This is a genomic window from Streptococcus iniae (genome assembly GCF_030732225.1).
GTDB classification, from domain to species: Bacteria; Bacillota; Bacilli; order Lactobacillales; family Streptococcaceae; genus Streptococcus; species Streptococcus iniae.
Genome location: NZ_CP132230.1, coordinates 1,818,024 through 1,836,834, shown reverse-complemented (window position 1 = coordinate 1,836,834; position 18,811 = coordinate 1,818,024). Strand labels below are relative to the sequence as shown.

The 18,811-nt window shown below is 39.7% G+C and carries 12 protein-coding genes and 1 pseudogene; 5 read left to right on the top strand and 8 right to left on the bottom strand.

The window, feature by feature from the left end:
• Positions 1-910 precede the first annotated feature (910 nt).
• Positions 911-4,561: a hypothetical protein gene (locus tag Q9317_RS10610; protein WP_305981554.1), complete on the bottom strand. Its 3,651-nt coding sequence runs from the start codon at positions 4,559-4,561 to the stop codon at positions 911-913.
• A gap of 37 nt (positions 4,562-4,598) precedes the next feature.
• Between Q9317_RS10610 and Q9317_RS10605 the strand changes: the two genes are divergently transcribed.
• Positions 4,599-4,844: an LPXTG cell wall anchor domain-containing protein gene (locus Q9317_RS10605; RefSeq protein ID WP_037583654.1), complete on the top strand. Its 246-nt coding sequence runs from the start codon at positions 4,599-4,601 to the stop codon at positions 4,842-4,844.
• A 93-nt stretch (positions 4,845-4,937) separates the two neighbouring features.
• Here Q9317_RS10605 and Q9317_RS09010 read toward each other — a convergent pair.
• The 3 genes and pseudogenes from Q9317_RS09010 to pflB all read right to left on the bottom strand — a co-directional run bounded on the left by Q9317_RS09010 (position 4,938) and on the right by pflB (position 9,559).
• A pseudogene (locus tag Q9317_RS09010) lies at positions 4,938-6,616 on the bottom strand (IS1182 family transposase).
• Between the two features lie 121 nt (positions 6,617-6,737).
• Complete coding sequence (locus Q9317_RS09005; protein WP_121791544.1) at positions 6,738-7,175, bottom strand: GNAT family N-acetyltransferase; 438 nt, start codon at positions 7,173-7,175, stop codon at positions 6,738-6,740.
• Positions 7,176-7,231: 56 nt separating this feature from the next.
• A complete protein-coding gene (gene pflB, locus Q9317_RS09000; RefSeq protein ID WP_003102107.1) occupies positions 7,232-9,559 on the bottom strand; it encodes a formate C-acetyltransferase in 2,328 nt (775 codons plus the stop codon).
• 208 nt (positions 9,560-9,767) lie between these two features.
• Between pflB and dinB the strand changes: the two genes are divergently transcribed.
• A complete protein-coding gene (dinB, locus tag Q9317_RS08995) occupies positions 9,768-10,862 on the top strand; it encodes a DNA polymerase IV (protein WP_003102105.1) in 1,095 nt (364 codons plus the stop codon).
• Between the two features lie 39 nt (positions 10,863-10,901).
• Here the strand turns inward: dinB and Q9317_RS08990 are convergent, their stop codons facing one another.
• From Q9317_RS08990 to rnhC, 4 genes are all read right to left on the bottom strand, one after another.
• Positions 10,902-11,366 carry a hypothetical protein gene (locus Q9317_RS08990; protein ID WP_003102102.1) on the bottom strand — a complete coding sequence of 155 codons (465 nt, stop codon included), beginning with the start codon at positions 11,364-11,366 and terminating at the stop codon, positions 10,902-10,904.
• Between the two features lie 90 nt (positions 11,367-11,456).
• A complete protein-coding gene (gene recD2 / locus Q9317_RS08985; RefSeq protein WP_003102100.1) occupies positions 11,457-13,838 on the bottom strand; it encodes an SF1B family DNA helicase RecD2 in 2,382 nt (793 codons plus the stop codon).
• Positions 13,839-13,905: 67 nt separating this feature from the next.
• Positions 13,906-14,496, bottom strand: coding sequence for a signal peptidase I (gene lepB, locus Q9317_RS08980; protein ID WP_003102097.1), 591 nt, complete (start codon positions 14,494-14,496; stop codon positions 13,906-13,908).
• A gap of 9 nt (positions 14,497-14,505) precedes the next feature.
• Positions 14,506-15,414 (bottom strand): ribonuclease HIII, encoded by a 909-nt coding sequence (gene rnhC, locus Q9317_RS08975; RefSeq protein ID WP_003102096.1) that lies wholly within the window; start codon positions 15,412-15,414, stop codon positions 14,506-14,508.
• 116 nt (positions 15,415-15,530) lie between these two features.
• Here rnhC and Q9317_RS08970 point away from each other — a divergent pair, with 116 nt between their 5' ends.
• From Q9317_RS08970 to Q9317_RS08960, 3 genes are all read left to right on the top strand, one after another.
• Positions 15,531-15,839 carry a hypothetical protein gene (locus Q9317_RS08970; RefSeq protein WP_003102095.1) on the top strand — a complete coding sequence of 103 codons (309 nt, stop codon included), beginning with the start codon at positions 15,531-15,533 and terminating at the stop codon, positions 15,837-15,839.
• Between the two features lie 2 nt (positions 15,840-15,841).
• Positions 15,842-16,387: a CvpA family protein gene (locus tag Q9317_RS08965; protein WP_003102092.1), complete on the top strand. Its 546-nt coding sequence runs from the start codon at positions 15,842-15,844 to the stop codon at positions 16,385-16,387.
• 67 nt (positions 16,388-16,454) lie between these two features.
• Complete coding sequence (locus tag Q9317_RS08960) at positions 16,455-18,791, top strand: endonuclease MutS2 (protein WP_003102089.1); 2,337 nt, start codon at positions 16,455-16,457, stop codon at positions 18,789-18,791.
• Positions 18,792-18,811 lie beyond the last annotated feature (20 nt).

The window sequence follows — 18,811 nt, the reverse complement described above, 5'->3', positions numbered from 1 at the left end:
AAGGGATTCAATTTATTTCAACAACAACGACATCAACAACTTCAACAACAACAAACTTTGTAACAGTAGCAGAAGCAGTATCCTATTTGCAAGCACATCCAAATGCAATCGGAACCATGAAGTATTATTATGAAATCATTGATAATTCGACTGGTACTACTCATGTTTTGAATGATGGACAAGCAGAAGTAGGTAATTTAAATTATCAAATTACAAATATTGCTCCAGTTGTTTCTAAAATAGATATCTATACTTGGCGAGGAACACAAAAATATGTTGAGTATCCAGCTTCCGATCCAGATGGAACCATTAGTAATGTAATATTTAAAAATGCCAACAATACAAACACTTCTAATAATATTGGAAATTTAGCTTTTTCAGTTCAAAATGGAAAGGTTATTTATAGTGGGTCAACAACCTCAACCACAAAATTAGGACGATATCCAGAAAGTATTGATGTTGCTGATAATGCTGGTGCAATAACTAATTCAGGAACTATTTATATCTACGTGTTAGATGCTTCTGGGGGGAGCATCACAAAAGAATGGAACCAAACTGTTACTGAGCAAGAAATTTTAGATAAAGCAACTATTTTAGCAGGTGATTCGACTGTTCCTACTACTATTCAAAAGAAGCTGATAAGTCCTATCCCGACTTACAATCCTCAATCAAAAACAACCACAGTTCAAGTTCAATTAACGACACCGGATGGGGAAGTTAAAGTTGTTGATGTTATTGTGACCTATAACGATGCCACATCAATCTCTGCGTCGGAATCTTTATCAATCTCGGAATCTTTTTCAATTGCGGAGTCGGTTTCCGAATCAACGTCTGAATCGATTTTAGAATCAGTGAGTGAATCTACTTCAGAATCAGTTATTGAATCTGTCTCTGAGTCGGTTTCCGAATCTCACTCTGAATCCCTGAGTGAGTCCATCTCAGAATCGACATCTGACTCCCTAAGCGAATCTATCTCCGAGTCGACGTCTGAGTCTCTGAGCGAATCGATTTCGGAATCAGTTTCAGAGTCCTTAAGTGAATCTGTCTCAGAATCCACATCAGAATCCTTAAGTGAGTCCATTTCCGAGTCCACGTCTGAGTCTCTAAGTGAATCCATTTCGGAATCGACGTCTGAATCCCTGAGCGAATCCATTTCGGAGTCAACGTCTGAATCCTTGAGTGAATCAATCTCTGAATCGACGTCCGAGTCCTTAAGCGAATCCATTTCGGAATCGACGTCTGAATCCCTGAGCGAATCCATTTCGGAGTCCACGTCTGAATCCTTGAGTGAATCCATTTCTGAGTCTACATCTGAGTCAGTAAGTGAGTCAATCTCAGAATCGACATCTGAATCCCTAAGTGAATCAATCTCCGAGTCGACCTCAGAATCTCTAAGTGAATCCATTTCGGAGTCGACCTCCGAATCTCTAAGCGAATCAATCTCGGAGTCAACGTCTGAATCCTTAAGTGAGTCTATTTCAGAGTCGACCTCCGAATCCCTGAGCGAATCCATTTCGGAATCGACTTCCGAATCTCTAAGTGAATCAATGTCCGAGTCTACGTCCGAATCCTTGAGTGAGTCCATTTCGGAGTCTACGTCCGAATCCTTGAGTGAATCGATTTCGGAATCAGTTTCAGAGTCCTTAAGTGAATCAATCTCAGAATCGACGTCCGAGTCCTTAAGCGAATCGATTTCGGAATCAGTTTCAGAGTCCTTAAGTGAATCTGTCTCAGAATCGACGTCTGAGTCAGTAAGTGAGTCAATCTCAGAATCGACGTCCGAATCCTTGAGCGAATCCATTTCCGAGTCGACGTCCGAATCTCTGAGTGAATCGATTTCAGAATCAGTTTCAGAGTCCTTAAGTGAATCTGTCTCAGAATCCACATCAGAATCCTTAAGTGAGTCCATTTCCGAGTCCACGTCTGAGTCTCTAAGTGAATCAATCTCTGAATCTACGTCCGAGTCCTTAAGCGAATCCATTTCGGAATCGACGTCTGAATCCCTGAGCGAATCCATTTCGGAGTCAACCTCTGAATCCTTGAGTGAATCCATTTCTGAGTCTACATCTGAGTCAGTAAGTGAGTCAATCTCAGAATCGACGTCCGAATCCCTGAGCGAGTCCATATCCGAGTCCATGTCTGAATCCTTGAGTGAGTCCATTTCCGAGTCAATCTCTGAATCCTTAAGTGAGTCCATTTCAGAATCTACGTCTGAGTCTCTAAGTGAATCCATTTCGGAGTCAACGTTCGAATCCTTGAGTGAATCCATTTCTGAGTCCACGTCCGAATCTCTGAGCGAATCGATTTCGGAATCAGTTTCCGAGTCCTTAAGTGAATCTGTCTCAGAATCGACGTCTGAGTCAGTAAGTGAGTCAATCTCAGAATCGACCTCCGAATCCTTGAGTGAGTCTATTTCAGAATCGACGTCCGAATCCTTGAGTGAATCGATTTCTGAGTCTACGTCCGAATCCCTGAGCGAGTCCATTTCGGAGTCTACGTCAGAATCTCTAAGTGAATCAATCTCCGAATCTACGTCTGAGTCTCTAAGTGAGTCCATTTCAGACTCTACCTCCGAATCCTTGAGTGAGTCAATCTCCGAATCTACGTCTGAATCCTTGAGTGAGTCAATCTCCGAATCTACGTCTGAATCCTTGAGTGAATCCATTTCTGAGTCCACGTCTGAGTCAGTAAGTGAGTCGATTTCCGAGTCGACGTCCGAATCCTTGAGTGAGTCAATCTCCGAATCTACGTCTGAATCCTTGAGTGAATCCATTTCGGAGTCGACGTCCGAATCCTTGAGTGAGTCCATTTCGGAGTCTACATCTGAGTCAGTAAGTGAGTCAATCTCCGAATCTACGTCTGAGTCTCTGAGCGAATCGATTTCGGAATCAGTTTCAGAGTCCTTAAGTGAATCTATTTCCGAGTCGACGTCCGAATCCCTGAGCGAGTCCATTTCGGAGTCGACGTCTGAGTCTCTGAGCGAATCGATTTCGGAATCAGTTTCAGAGTCCTTGAGTGAATCCATTTCTGAGTCTACATCTGAGTCAGTAAGTGAGTCAATCTCCGAATCGACATCTGAATCCCTAAGTGAATCTATCTCCGAGTCGACCTCAGAATCTCTAAGTGAATCAATCTCGGAATCCACATCAGAATCCTTAAGTGAGTCCATTTCAGAGTCTACATCTGAGTCAGTAAGCGAGTCCATTTCGGAATCGACGTCCGAATCCCTAAGTGAGTCCATTTCGGAATCGACGTCCGAATCGACGTCCGAATCCCTGAGCGAGTCCATTTCGGAATCGACGTCCGAATCCCTGAGTGAGTCCATTTCGGACTCTACATCTGAGTCAGTAAGTGAGTCCATTTCGGAGTCTACGTCCGAATCCTTGAGTGAATCTATTTCGGAGTCTACGTCCGAATCCTTGAGTGAATCTATTTCGGAGTCTACCTCCGAATCTCTAAGCGAATCAATCTCGGAGTCTACGTCTGAGTCTCTAAGTGAGTCCATTTCGGAATCAACATCAGAGTCTTTAAGCGAATCGATTTCTGAGTCTACATCTGAGTCAGTAAGTGAGTCAATCTCAGAATCCACGTCTGAATCCTTGAGTGAATCCATCTCCGAGTCGACCTCCGAATCCCTGAGCGAATCGATTTCAGAGTCAACCTCTGAATCCTTGAGTGAATCTATCTCCGAGTCGACCTCCGAATCTCTAAGTGAATCGATTTCAGAGTCTACGTCCGAGTCCTTAAGCGAATCCATTTCGGAATCCACATCCGAATCCTTAAGTGAGTCCATTTCCGAGTCAATCTCTGAATCCTTGAGTGAATCGATTTCAGAGTCCACATCCGAATCCTTGAGTGAGTCTATTTCAGAATCGACGTCCGAATCCTTGAGTGAATCTATCTCCGAGTCGACCTCAGAATCTCTAAGTGAATCTATTTCCGAGTCTACGTCCGAGTCCTTAAGCGAATCCATTTCGGAATCCACCTCCGAATCCTTAAGTGAGTCCATTTCCGAGTCAATCTCAGAATCCTTGAGTGAATCCATTTCGGAGTCTACGTCCGAATCCTTGAGTGAGTCAATCTCCGAATCTACGTCAGAGTCAGTAAGTGAGTCAATCTCCGAATCTACGTCTGAATCCTTGAGTGAGTCCATTTCTGAGTCGACGTCCGAATCTCTAAGTGAATCGATTTCGGAGTCCACGTCCGAATCCTTGAGTGAGTCTACATCTGAGTCAGTAAGTGAATCAATCTCAGAATCGACGTCCGAATCCCTGAGTGAATCGATTTCAGAGTCTACGTCAGAGTCAGTGAGTGAATCGATTTCAGAGTCCACGTCCGAATCCTTGAGTGAGTCTACATCTGAGTCAGTAAGTGAATCAATCTCAGAATCGACATCTGAATCCCTAAGTGAATCTATCTCCGAGTCGACCTCAGAATCTCTAAGTGAATCAATCTCAGAATCCACGTCAGAGTCTCTGAGCGAATCGATTTCGGAATCAGTTTCAGAGTCCTTAAGCGAATCGATTTCGGAATCCACATCCGAATCCTTAAGTGAGTCCATTTCAGAGTCAACGTCCGAATCTGGATGGGCAAAACCTTTGCCTCATACTGGTGAAGAATCGGCTTCAATTGCAACAGCTTTAGGCGCAGGTCTTGTTTTTGCAGGATTATTTGGAAGAAAGAAGAAAAAGGAAAAAGATTTTGAGCACTCACTCAGTGAATCGATTTCCGAATCAACCTCAGAACTATTAAGTGAGTCTATTACCGATTCCTTAATAGAAGCTTTTTCCGAGTTGGCTTCTGAATCAATGACTGAAAGCAGTCAGTCAAATGAATTGTCATAATACTGATAATGGCTATGTATTATTGACCAACAAGTTCCAAAAGCTATTCAGTCAATCTCAACCATGACGTGATAAGCTTAGTTATTATCAGCACTATAAAGAGGCTGGGCAAAAAGTAGCTTCAAATAAAACCACGCAGAGATTTCAGTCTTGAAAACAATCAAGATGAAAAAATCACTGTGTGGTTTTTGAGTATTTGAAGTTTTAGAGTCGAGATTCTTAGCTAATTTCGTGAGATTCATACTCATGAAGAGGAATCCAACCTCCGTTTGGACGGCTTGATTGCCTCTGACATGGACTCTACGCACGCCAAAAACACTCTTCAATCGGCCAAAAACGGGTTCGACATCGATTTTCCGTTTGGCATAGATTCGAGAGCCATCTTCGCTATGTAATTCTTCCTTTATGAGTTCTTTAAAGTAATTCCAAGTTGGATTGTAATGGATCTGTTTCTGGCGACCACTTTCTGTTTTGGAAAGTTTTTCCAACTCTTCCGTGCTTTGTATTTTTTCTGCCTCATAAATCTTGAAATCCCGTTCAAAGCCATACTTATCTTTTCTACGAGAGTAATATTTAAAGGAATAAACAACACCATCTGGTTTAATGAATTGGTCTGTTTCTTCAAGGTAGTCCCAATTATTTGGATTAGTAGGACTGTTTTTATATTTCTTAGTCAATTCCTTCTGGTACATGCCATAGGGAATCAGAGGAGATTTCTCCAACTCATCAATGATAAAACTATAATTCTCCTCACTGCCATAACCGGCATCGGCGACAATATTTTGGAAGAGGTCCAGAGTTTGAATGGATTGGAGAAATGGTTTCAGGGTTCGGGTGTCCGTTGGATTTGGAAATATATCATATGCAAGAACATATTGACCATTGGTGGCAGCTTGAACATTATAGCCAGGTTTGAGCTGGCCATTCATCATGTGGTCCTCTTTCATTCGCATAAAAGTGGCATCGTGGTCCGTTTTGGAGAAAGAGTTACGCTCTTCTAGAATCTCTCTAGCCTCCTCATAGCGTTGCTTACGAGGGAGATAATCCTTTCTCAACTGGTTGCGCAGTTTCTTAATACGACGTCGCTTTTGTTTATTGGCAGAACCTCCCTTGATAACTTTTGGTTCCTCAGAAATTGATTTCTCAACTTCCGCCAAGGCCTGTTCAGTGTCTTCTAAAAGGCGCACTAACCCCTCGCTGGTTTCGCATTCTTCTTTAGACAGAGCTAGGTTTACCCCCTCTTGAACCAGCTGGTCATAGAGTTCTGAGATTTTTCCGTTTAGTGCCTCTTCGTATTTATCAACAGCTCTTTTCCAAGTGAAAGAGTAGAGATTAGCATCAGCTTCTAGCTTGGTGCCATCGATAAAGAGAGCATCATCTTCAATCATGCCATTCTCACGCATGAGGAGGGTGAAATAAATAAAGGCGGTCTTAATTAGGTTATTGGCATGTTTACTAGAACGAAAATTATTGATGGTTTTATAGCTAACGTAGGTGTCCTGGCTCAACCATTTCATGGGAATGACTTCTTCATTCATCTGAACTATTTTGCGACCAGAAAAGACCTGGCGGGCATAGGCGAAGAGCGTCATCTTCAAAAGCATGGCAGGATGAAAGGCAGGACGACCAGTGTGAGACGTCTCTTCAAGCAAAATATGATTTGGAATACTGTCCACAAAGAGACTGATTAATCTAACCTCATGATTCATTGGAATATCGTAGGCAAGATTTAATTCCAAACTGAGTTGATTTGTGTTATACTCTTTATACATAGTCATGGCTTTCTAGTTGTTTTGTCGTTATTATAATTATAAACCATGACATAGGAAAACGAGCATCTCCAACTGCGGAAATGCTCGTTTTTTCTATTCTGAAGCTACTTTTTGCCCAGCCTCATAATGTTTTAGACATGGTGATATGATCTATTCCAGCCTCTTGGAAGATGTCGCCAACTTCATTGAAGTCCTCTTTTTGATAAAAGCCGCGTGCAGTAGTTTGCGCGTGCAAAACGATTTCTGTAAAGCCCTGTTCTTGACAAAAAGCAATCACTTCTTGAATCAAGATTTGGCCTAGAGATTGCCCTCTGTGTTCTTTTAAGACAGCCATGCGTTGGAGTGTAACGCTTTGCTGGTTTTTGTCTGGTAAAATGCGACAGGTGGCGCAAGCCTGCTCTAACTCGTTGTAAAGAACAAAATGGAGACAAAGGGCTTCATTTTCGTCAATTTCAATAGCAAGAGGTACCCGTTGCTCATCTACAAAAACAGTTTTACGAATCGCTAAGGCATCTAAATAGGTATCTGAAAGGGTATTTCTACTTTGTCTAATTTTCATACTACTATTGTAACGAAAAAAGAAACATTGTCAATTGGCAATGTTTCTTTTGAGGATTAGTTTCCTGAGATTGCTTGTGCAGCATCATCCATTGAAAGGACTTCGTGGAAGACACGTTGAGTCAATTCTTGTTTTTGTTCAGGAGTTAGGTATTTAGTGTTTACACAGTAACCTGAGATACGAACGATAACGTCTTCACCAGACATGATTTTTTCGTAAACATCGTTAAGGTCCATAACGTTTAAGTTTACGTGTTGTCCGCCGTTTTCAAAGTAACCATCAAGAACAGCTACCAAGTTATTAACTTGCTCGTCGAATGTTTTACCGAGTGCTTTTGGTGATACTTGTGTTGTTAATGAGATACCATCGTTAGCGTGTGAGAATTCCAGTTTCGCAAGAGAGTTAAGGTTTTGTAACCATCCACCTTTTGCTTTGTTTGATGGGTTAGCACCTGGTGAGAAGAACTCAACTTTGCTTGTGTTTACTGAACCATCTTCGTTAAGGAATACACCACGGTGAACTGGAGAGTTACCTGTTTGTTTTGAGTACGCAACGTTTGATGTGATTGTAAGTAGTGAAACTGAAGCTTCAGCATCTTTGTAAAGTTTGTGGCTTGCAAGACGTGTGTGGTAAGCTTCCATCAACCATTTAGCGATATCATCTACACGGTCATCATCTTCACCATAACGAGGGAAGTCACCTGTAACTTCGTAGTCATAGATATAGCCGTTTTCGTCGCGGATAGTTTTAACGCTAGCGTATTTAATAGCTGATAATGTGTCAACAGTATTTGCGAAACCACAGATACCGAATCCCATGTTAGCACGTTGGTGGCTTGGCAAGAAGGCCATTTGAACAGCTTCGTAGTTATATTTATCAGTCATGTAGTGAATGATGTTTAAGGCATCTACGTAAGTATCAGTCAACCAATCAAGTGATTTTTCAAAGTTAGCCATTACTTCATCGTAGTTAAGGATTTCTGAAGTGATTGGCTCAACAACATTGAACACTTTGTAGTCTCTGTGAACGTCATCATATCCACCGTTAAGACCTGTAAGAAGTGCTTTAAGAACGTTAACACGTGCACCAAAGTATTGGATGTTGTGGCGTTTTTCTTCATTTTCAGGGTCAAGGGGTGATACACAACATGAGATACATGACATTTCACCATAGCCTTCTTTAGCCATAGTTGTGACACCTTCATATTGGATTGAAGAGTGTTTATGACTCATTGTCATACAGTAGCGACGGAATGCTTCTGGCAATTTATCAGTCCAAAGAACAGTCAAGTTTGGCTCAGGAGAGTTGCCAATGTTATCAAGTGTGTTCAAGAAACGGTAGTCCATTTTAGTAACGCGGTGACGACCATCGTTACCCATACCAGCCATAGATGTTGTGATGAATGTTGGGTCACCTGAGTAAAGCGCATCGTAAGCTTTTGTACGACCGAATTTTACAGTACGAAGTTTAAGAACGAAGTCATCAACGAATTCTTGAATTTCAGATTCAGTGAATGTTCCACGAGCAAGGTCGCGTTCTGCAAAAATGTCAAGAACGATTGGCACACGTCCAAGAGATGTTGCAGCACCGTTGATGACACGACATACAGCCATGAATGCAATGTTAACCCATTGGATAGCTTCTTTAACGTTTTCAGCAGGGCGGCGAACATCTAGTCCATAAAGATCACCAAGTTTTGCAACTTCACCAAGTGCTTGGTATTGAAGGTTAATTTCTTCACGAAGACGGATTGTTTCTTCATCAATAGCAGTGATAGCATTCCAGTCGTTAACCTTTTCTTGCATCAAATAGTCTGCTCCATAAAGGGCAAGACGTGCGTAAACACCAATGATACGGCCACGTGAGTAAGCATCTGGAAGACCAGTTACTGTGTGTGCATGACGAGCGCGACGGATGTTAGAAGTGTAAGCGCGGAAAATACCATCGTTAACTGTTGTAACATATTTCGTAAAGATTTCATGAACAGCAGGGTCTGGCTCATAACCATTTTCAATAAGGGTTGTCTCCGCCATGCGGATACCACCTTTAGGCATGAAGTTTAATTTGAATAATTCATCGTTTTGGATACCGTAGATCAGCTCTTTTTCTTGGTCGATATATCCAGCAGGGATACCGGCGATTGAAGAAGGGCGAGTGTCAAATGGGAAGCGAGTTGCTTCGTATTCTGCTTTTGTTTCTTCGATAACTTTTTTGATGTGTAGTGAACGTTCAGTTGCACCAGCTAAGAAACTTTCATCACCATCATAAGGTGTGTAGTTAGCTTGTACAAAACGTGATACACTTGCTTTTTCTTTCCAGTCAGTTCCTTTAAAGCCTTCCCAAGCTTTTTCGAAAACTTCTGTATTAGTTTTTACAGTTGCCATAATATTCTCCTTAAAATTCTAGTAACAGAGCCATTCTGTTGCTTTATAAAAATAGTTTAACATATGGTAAACGGTTTCCCAAGCATATTTCTTGACAAAAGACATTTTCTTTTATAATACAGTTTTAAAAAAAGATTACAGATCTGTATTATAATGCTCGCCTTTGCAGAATTATCAGTAAAGAGTATAATGAAGATGGAGGTTTGTCATGTTAATTTTTCCGCTTATTAATGATACATCGCGAAAAATCATTCACATCGATATGGATGCTTTTTTTGCTGCAGTGGAGGAGCGCGATAATCCTGATTTGCAAGGAAAGCCTGTTGTTATAGCAAAAGACCCTCGAGAAACGGGTGGACGTGGGGTTGTGTCAACCTGCAATTATGAAGCTAGACGTTTTGGGATTCATTCTGCTATGAGTTCTAAGGAAGCTTATGAACGCTGTCCACATGCTGTCTTTATCTCTGGAAATTATAGTAAGTATAAAGAGGTGGGACTAGAAATTCGTCAGATTTTCAAACGTTATACAGATTTGGTTGAGCCTATGTCCATCGATGAGGCTTACTTGGATGTCACTGAAAATAAGTTAGGCATTAAATCGGCAATGAAAATCGCAAAATTGATTCAACATGACATATGGCAGGAAGTTCACCTAACCTGCTCAGCGGGTGTTTCCTACAACAAGTTCCTAGCAAAATTAGCTAGTGATTATGAAAAACCACACGGTTTAACTCTTGTTTTACCAGAGGATGCACAGAATTTTTTGGCAGCCTTACCCATTGAAAAATTTCACGGTGTCGGTAAAAAGTCGGTTGAGACTCTTAATGCGATGGGTGTTTACAAAGGGGCAGATTTACTGGAACTAAGCGAAATGCAATTAATTGATCAGTTTGGTCGCTTTGGTTATGACCTTTACCGCAAAGCACGTGGGATTAGTCTATCACCTGTTAAACCAGACCGTATCCGAAAATCAATTGGCAGTGAAAGGACCTATACTAAACTTCTTTATAGAGAAGAAGATGTTAAAGTTGAAATTGCTAAAAATGCTCGGCGGGTTGCTGATATCATGGTTAAAAACAATAAAAAAGGCAAAATTGTTATTTTAAAAGTGCGTTATGCTGACTTTACAACCCTAACGAAAAGGGTTGGCCTTACGAAGCTTAGTCGAGATTATGACTTGATCAATCAAACAGCTGCTGATATTTTTGATAGTTTAAAGGAAAATGATACAGGCATTCGCCTGTTGGGAGTTACCATGACAGGGTTAGACCAAGAAAACTTTGAAGTATCACTTGATATCTAAAAAACAGTTAGGATTTTTCCTAACTGTTTTGTGATTTATTTAAGCGTCAATGATGTCTTCTTTTCCGTTTAAAGTTTTAGCTTTAAGGTATGAGAAGAAATAGAGTGAAGCTAATGCAAGGTTAATAGCAAAACTAATAAGACTAAATTGATTTAAAAACATTTGAACGATTGAAAGAAGAATTGAACCTAGCCCAAGAAAATAAGGCATGTAGTTAATTTCAAAATCTTGAGCAATCTTTGAACGGTTTTGAAATGCTAATACAATGATAGCTATTGTTAAGCCTAGTGAAATCACCATCATAAAAATATTAAATGGGCTAAGAGATTGCTTTAAAACATCCAGTTGTTCTGGTGGAAGTGTAGCTTTTATATCTTCATTATTCAAAGTGAAATAAAGTGACACAAATAAGATTACTGAAAAAACAAGTTCAATAATATTGAGGACGATAACCGTCATGTTCAATGTTTTAAGTGATTGACGCACTTTTTCGTATGATATCATAAGAACCTCCTAAATTCCCTTGTGTTTATTTGATAATACAAGCATATTATAACATATCAACTGACAATTAAAATAGATTTTTTATTTTTTTCAAAAAAATGATGCGATGTCGTCCTGACTTAAACCAATCATGGGATCAATCTCTAGCATATTCTCACTGGTTAGGATGTATTCTTTATCTGTTGTTATGAGGTCTTCTTGAGAAGGGGGCTGATCTTTTGCCTTTTGTGAGGTGGTATCTGTTCCCTCAACAGTGTTATTGTCAATCCCCTCTGGTGTAAAGCGTTGAACCAGATAGGTTTTTCGCTTATCCCCTTCATTTTGGATGGCATAGTCAAAAGCAGCATATTCTCCCAAAAGAATGAGTTTACTTTTTGAGCGTGTTACAGCAGTATAAATGAGGTTTCGCTGCAAGAGACGACCACTTTGACGTGTGATGGGAAGAATGACCACTTGAAATTCACTTCCTTGGGATTTATGAATGCTCATAGCATAAGCAAGGGTGATTTTTAACCATTCATTACGAGGGTAGGAGACTTCAGTACCTTCGAAATCCATCACAATTTCATCTTGTTTAGATTCGGTGTATTTAGCAGGGATTAAATCGGTGATGTAACCAATATCACCATTAAAGACATTTTGTTGGGTATCATTAACCAGATGGAGGACTTTGTCATTTTTTCGGAATTTCAAGTCATTAAAGGCAAACTCGCTTTGCCCATCAAGAGGATTAAGTAAGTCTTGCATCAATTGGTTGAGATTAGTAATGCCAGCTTGTCCCTTATACATAGGAGCTAAAATTTGGATTTCATCCTCTGAAATGCCACTGTTGATAGCTGCGCTGACAATCTTTGTTACCATGGAAGGGATGTGTTGGGGCAGGGCATCAAAATAGGAACGGTCAGCTTTTTTAGCTTTGAAATCAGGTGGTAGGAGACCTTGGCGCATTTGGTTGGCCAAGTCAACGATAGTTGAATCCTCGGATTGACGAAAAATTTTCTGTAAAGCAATTTGAGGAATGCTAGAAATTTTCAATAAATCTGCTAAAACCTGGCCGGGGCCAACAGATGGTAATTGGTCACTATCTCCAACAATAATTAATTGGGTATCAGATGACAAGGCTCCCAATAAGTGGTTAGCCAACCAGGTGTCGACCATAGAAAATTCATCAACGATGATAAGATTGCAATCAAGAAAATCTTCCATTGACTGATAATCATTATCCCCATTGAGACCTAAGTGCCTGTGAATGGTAGCACTAGGAAGCCCTGTCAATTCATTCATGCGTCTTGCAGCACGCCCTGTTGGAGCAGCTAGTATAATCGGAAGGTCTTTTCCTTGTAAGTCAAGTTCATGGATGCTAGCATAGGCTTCTAAAATGCCTTTAATAACAGTTGTTTTTCCAGTTCCAGGTCCCCCTGTTAGAATGAAGACTTTACTGGTCAATGCCTGGATGATAGCTTGTTTTTGAACCGAATCGTACTGAATCTGATGTTTTTTTTCAATATTTTTGATTTGCGTATCAATATCTGTTTCAGCAATGCTTTTATCTAAAGGATGATCCATCAGACGAGTGAGGTGTTTTTTAATGCCTTCTTCTGCCTTATAAAGGCTGGCGTCAAAAATTCGAGTAGCAACATTATGAACCTTACCATCAGCAATCAGTTGGCTTAGTTCTTTAGCAACGCTTTCGGGATTGCATTCGATCTGACGACTATCTTCAAGTAAGGTAATGGCGTATTCCAAGAGATCTCTTGCTTCAATATAGGTATCACCTTGACTAATGGATTGTTCCAATAGGCAGTGTAAGAGGGCAGCACGAAAACGTTTTGGGGAATCGCTAGCAATTCCAATTTCTTCTGCTAAACTATCAGCCATTTTAAAGCCAATTCCTTGGATATCCTCAACCAAACGGTAAGGGTTTTCTTTGACCATGGCGACAGAATCGTCTTTATACAAGTCAAAAATTTGAAAGGCAAAGTTGTTTGAGATGCCTAATTCTACAAGTCCTGCAATAATTTGTTCAGTGCCATAATTGACTTTTAATTTGGTGACAAAAGCATCACGATTGGCTTTTGAAAATCCGGAGATTGTGTCTAACTTACTAGGGTCTTCTAGGATTTTATCAATGGTATGTTCACCATAGATGGAAACAATTTTTTCGGCAGTTTTTTTACCAATCCCTTTAAAATGGTCGCTAGAAAAATATTTAATAAGACCTGATGCAGTTGGTTTAGCTCGCTCATAGCGGTTTAATTTAACTTGCTGACCATATTTTGGGTGTTGTGTTAACTCGCCCCAAAAAGTATAATCCTCACCTTCGATGACATCGGCCATGGTCCCAGTTACGATAATTTCAAAATCATCCATGTCACTATCTGTGTCTTCAACAGTCAGCAAAAGAATTTTAAAGAAATTGCTGGCATTTTCAAAAATGATACGATCAATTGTGCCAGAGAAATAGTATTCCATTGGTCTTTAGCCTTTCTTGTCTTGAGATAGCTGAAAACCTGCCGTTGGCAGGTCATCATTTATTTATTTAAAAAAGATGACATTTTGGAATTGGCCAAAAGCGTAGTTTTACTTCACCTTTGATGGCTTCTTTTTTGAAAGTGCCTACTTCACGGCTGTCTCTTGAAACGATGCGGTCATCACCAAGAAGGAAATATTCACCGTTTGGGATTTTTGTTGTAAATTCTGTCATGCCATCAATAGATGTGGTGAAGGCATTTGAATTTTGAGCCAATTCTTGGAAAAGGGTATTGTAAGAATAGGTTTTTTCTAATTTATCTTCTTTAAAAGCTGCTAGGTATTCTTTTAGGTAAGGTTCTTTTGTTTTTTTACCGTTAATATAAAGGGCGTCGTTTTTATAGGTGATTTCATCTCCGGGCATGCCAACAACGCGCTTGACAATTTCTTTGCTTTGCCCATTTTCATCTTCTTTAGCGACAACAATGTCAAAGCGGTTGATTTGAGTATGCTGGAGAATAATGAGGCGCTCTCCGTGAGCCAAGGTAGGATCCATAGAGTGACCATCTACTTTTACGGGTTGCCAAATAAAAAAGCGAGAGAGAAGAAATAAGGTGAAAAATAGAATGAATACTCCCCATTCTTTGAAAAACTGTTTCATGAGACTCCTTTAAGGTTTTTGATGTAAAATAGCTTGCGCTTTTTGAGTGTTTGCGAAGTGGCATTTAGCACTGTATTCCAAGGCAGACATGCCATAAGCTGCTAATAATTGACTAGCGACTTTATCGGATTGAGTGCCAGCTCCACTTGGTAGGGTGTAACCGAGTTCTTGACTAAGCTTGTCTAAATTCTCTAAAAAAAGATATCGAGCAATGATTGAACTGACGGCTACAGCTAAAAATTGACTTTCAGCTTTTTCAATTAAGCTGATGGGGTTAGAAAAATGATTTTTTTCTTTTTGCAGGTGTTTGTGATAATTACTAGTGCTTGTGAAAGCATCAATGACAATTTTTTCAGGTTGAAGCCCTTCTTGTAATAAAAGATAGATTGCCTGATTATGGAGTGCTACCTTTACTGAAACGGCATTGTAGGCTTTTCCTTTTCCCACCATTTCATTGTATTTTTTAGGCGACAGTAATAAGGCTTTATGCTTGATTCGTTCTTCTAAAAGAGGAGCAATCTGTTTAATCTTGATGTCGTTGAGTTGTTTAGAATCATCTACACCTAGTTGTTTTAGAAAAGCATGATCAGCAGGAGTCACAAAACTTGCAACAACAGCGATTCCTCCAAAATAAGAGCCGTTTCCAACTTCATCGCTGCCAATTAAGGCTAGCATTTGATTAGAATCAGCTTTGTGATCTTGTTTGGAATCGTCTTGGTAACCAAATGTTTTAGCCACCTCTTTAGCCTCTTGGCCTTGAAAAACTAATTTCCCAGATGTGTAGAGGAGGATGGTTACGCCTTTATATTTGGCAGCAAAGCTCACGTAGTGATTATTATTGCTGATTTGATATGCCTTTAAGGTTTGTCTGAGCTTTTTTTCAAGCGCAGCATCTGTTTTCATCACAATACTTTCCATAAAAAATATTTTAACATAAAAAACGCTCCTTGACTCAAACCATCTGTTTAAAATCTGTGAATTTGTTATTTTACGAAAGCCCGAAATTAAGGTATAATGCTAATTGAGGTGACCCTATGAAAAGTAATAATCGTTATAAATTTACCTTTGGTGAAAAGTCCTTAACCTTGACAACAGATAAAGATAATCTCTTTATGGAAGAAGTTGAACATGTGGCAAAAGAAAAGTACCAAGCAATCAAGGCTAAATTGCCAGAAGCTGACAATGAAACGATTGCTATTTTGATGGCTATTAACTCTTTGTCAACGCAGCTAAGTCGTGAAATTGAAGTTGAAAAAATGGAAGCTGAAATGAATGAATTACGCCAAAAAACCTTAGTAGGCATCCAAGAAAAAGCCCACAGAGCTGATTTAGAAGAGGAATAACTATGCTTTCTATTCTGATTTTCTTGCTTTTACTGTGGCATTTTTACATTGGTTATAATAGAGGGGTATTATTACAAGCTTTCTATTTTATTGGGAGTTTGATTTCCCTTTTGATAGCTAGTCGTTATTATGACAATTGGGCTCATAAGATTGCCTTGTGGATACCTTATTCTAATCCTGCTGAAGGGGTTTCCATCTACTTTTTTAAAGATTTGAATATCTTTCATTTAGACCATGTTTATTATGCAGGGATTGCTTTTTTTGCTATTTTTTCCCTTAGCTATGCAATCTTTCGTTTGATTGGTGTTTTAGTGCATTTTTTACCTATCAATTATTTTGATGACTGGTATTATCATCTTGCAGGGGGGCTTATGGCTGTCTGTGTTACAATTATTTTCTTGGCTATGGGAGTAAGCATTCTTGCGACAGTTCCAATGCCCATGGTTCAAGAACAATTGCACCAACACCTTATCACACGTCTTTTAATTGAACATTGCCCACCAATAACGCAATTAATTAAACATTTTTGGGTAAACAAAATGATTTAAGCCTTGTTTTTAAAAGCAGGGTCTTTTATTTTGCCAAAAACCATATGAATTAAGGTATAATAGTAATATGAATAATAAGATTTTAGAACAGTTAGAATTTACTAAAGTCAAAGAACAATTCCAAATCTACTTGCAAACAGAACAAGGCAAGAAGGAATTGCAAGACTTAGAGCCATCTCTTAAGATGGAAAAAATCAAGGATTATTTTGCTGAAATTCTTGAGATGGAAGAGCTGTTTGTGGAGCATCATCAGTTTGCTATTGGGCAATTGCGAGACATCACACAGAGCATGAAACGTCTAGATTTAGAAGCTGACCTTAATATTCAGGAACTTCTAGATATCAAAAAAGTATTGCAGGTTTCAGCAGAAATCAGCCGTTTTTATGCGGATTTGGAGAAGGTAGAACTGCGCGTTTTAAAAAACCTTTTTGAAAAAATAGAGGTATTTCCAAGTTTACAAGGAAGTTTACAATCTATTAATGACGGTGGTTTTATTGAGAGTTTTGCAAGTCCAGAGTTGGAAAAAATACGTCGCCAAATTTCAGACAGAGAAAATGCTACTAGACATCTTTTACAAGATGTTATCAAAAAGCAAGGAGATTATCTGTCAGAGCAATTGATTGCTAGTCGTAATGGACGAAGTGTATTGCCTGTTAAGAATACCTTTAGAAACAAGGTGGCCGGTGTTGTTCATGATATTTCAGCATCTGGTAGTACGGTCTACATTGAACCTCGTGCCTTAGTTCAACTCAATGAAGAAATAACGCAACTTCGTGCTGATGAACGTCATGAAATGGCGCGTGTCTTAAAAGCATTGTCTAGCATGATTAGGCCTTATAGTCGTGTTTTAGCAAATAACGCTTGGCTTATAGGTCATTTAGATTTTGTTCGTGCCAAATACCTTTATATGAAAGATAAGCATGCAACAGTCCCAAAAATCCGACAAGGAAAATCCCTTCAACTGTTAAATGTAAGACATCCCCTACTTGAAAATCCTGTGCCAAATGATCTTCATTTTAAAGAAGATTTAGCCGTTATAGTCATCACTGGACCTAATACTGGTGGTAAAACGATTATGCTCAAAACTCTAGGTTTAGCACAATTGATGGGACAATCGGGGCTTCCTATATTAGCTGATAAAGGCTCAAGCATTGCAGTCTTTAATGGCATTTTTGCCGATATTGGTGATGAGCAATCAATTGAGCAGAGCCTTTCAACCTTTTCTAGCCATATGACTCACATCGTTGCGATTCTAAATGAAGCTGACGCAGATAGTTTAGTCCTCTTTGATGAACTTGGTGCTGGTACAGACCCACAAGAAGGGGCTAGCCTAGCTATGGCTATTTTAGAACAGCTGCGCTTAACCAATATTAAAACCATGGCAACAACCCACTACCCAGAACTCAAAGCCTATGGCATTGAGACAGCATTTGTGGAAAATGCCAGTATGGAATTTGATACGACTAGCCTCAAGCCGACTTATCGTTTTATGCAAGGTGTTCCTGGGCGTTCAAATGCCTTTGAAATAGCTCGCAGATTAGGCCTGGCTCAACATATTGTCAATCAGGCACAAGAAATGACGACTACAGACAGTGATGTCAACCGTATTATTGAAAAACTAGAAGCTCAAACCTTAGACAGCCGTAAACGTTTAGAACATATTAAAGACATTGAGCAAGATAATGTTAAATTCAACCGTGCAGTTAAGAAGCTTTACAATGAATTTTCACTGGCTAAAGACAAAGAAATGGAAAAAGCAAGCCTTGAAGCTAAGGAAATTGTTGATTTGGCCTTGGCTGAAAGTGAAGAAATCTTAAGTCACTTGCATGAAAAAGCCGAATTGAAACCTCATGAAATTATTGAAGCTAAGACCAAGTTGAAACAACTGGTTCCTGAAGTTGATCTTTCTAAGAATAAGGTGCTTAAACAAGCCAAAAAAGCAAGAGCAGCTCGTATTGGTGATGATATTGTGGTTACAGCTTATGGTCAACGTGGAACCTTGATTGCACAGGTTAAGGGCAATAAGTGGGAAGCTCAAGTTGGTTTGATTAAAATGACCCTAAAAGAAGATGAATTTACGTTGACTAAGGTCTCTGAGGACACTCAAAAACCTAAAAATCAAAGACATCATGTTATCAAAAAGGTAACTAAAAGCAGTGGACCAAGGGCGCGACTGGATTTACGTGGCAAACGTTATGAAGAAGCCATGCAAGAATTAGATGCCTTTATTGACCAGGCTCTGGTGAACAACATGAGTCAGGTAGACATTATCCACGGTATTGGAACAGGTGTTATTCGTGATGCAGTGACTAAGTATCTCCGTGGGCATAAACATGTTAAGAGCTTTGCCTATGCCCCGCAAAATGCCGGTGGGTCGGGCTGTACTATTGCTACCTTAGGTTAGAAGAGCATCTATTTTTAAAA

Excerpts from the sequence above, each read along its gene's own strand:
- recD2 (WP_003102100.1), bottom strand. The coding sequence starts at position 13,838 with ATGGAATACTATTTCTCTGGCACAATTGATCGTATCATTTTTGAAAAT.
- Q9317_RS09005 (WP_121791544.1), bottom strand. The coding sequence starts at position 7,175 with ATGAAAATTAGACAAAGTAGAAATACCCTTTCAGATACCTATTTAGAT.
- Q9317_RS08965 (WP_003102092.1), top strand. The coding sequence starts at position 15,842 with ATGCTTTCTATTCTGATTTTCTTGCTTTTACTGTGGCATTTTTACATT.
- pflB (WP_003102107.1), bottom strand. The coding sequence starts at position 9,559 with ATGGCAACTGTAAAAACTAATACAGAAGTTTTCGAAAAAGCTTGGGAA.
- Q9317_RS08990 (WP_003102102.1), bottom strand. The coding sequence starts at position 11,366 with ATGATATCATACGAAAAAGTGCGTCAATCACTTAAAACATTGAACATG.
- Q9317_RS10610 (WP_305981554.1), bottom strand. The coding sequence starts at position 4,561 with ATGGACTCACTTAAGGATTCGGATGTGGATTCCGAAATCGATTCGCTT.
- lepB (WP_003102097.1), bottom strand. The coding sequence starts at position 14,496 with ATGAAACAGTTTTTCAAAGAATGGGGAGTATTCATTCTATTTTTCACC.
- dinB (WP_003102105.1), top strand. The coding sequence starts at position 9,768 with ATGTTAATTTTTCCGCTTATTAATGATACATCGCGAAAAATCATTCAC.
- rnhC (WP_003102096.1), bottom strand. The coding sequence starts at position 15,414 with ATGGAAAGTATTGTGATGAAAACAGATGCTGCGCTTGAAAAAAAGCTC.
- Q9317_RS08960 (WP_003102089.1), top strand. The coding sequence starts at position 16,455 with ATGAATAATAAGATTTTAGAACAGTTAGAATTTACTAAAGTCAAAGAA.
- Q9317_RS08970 (WP_003102095.1), top strand. The coding sequence starts at position 15,531 with ATGAAAAGTAATAATCGTTATAAATTTACCTTTGGTGAAAAGTCCTTA.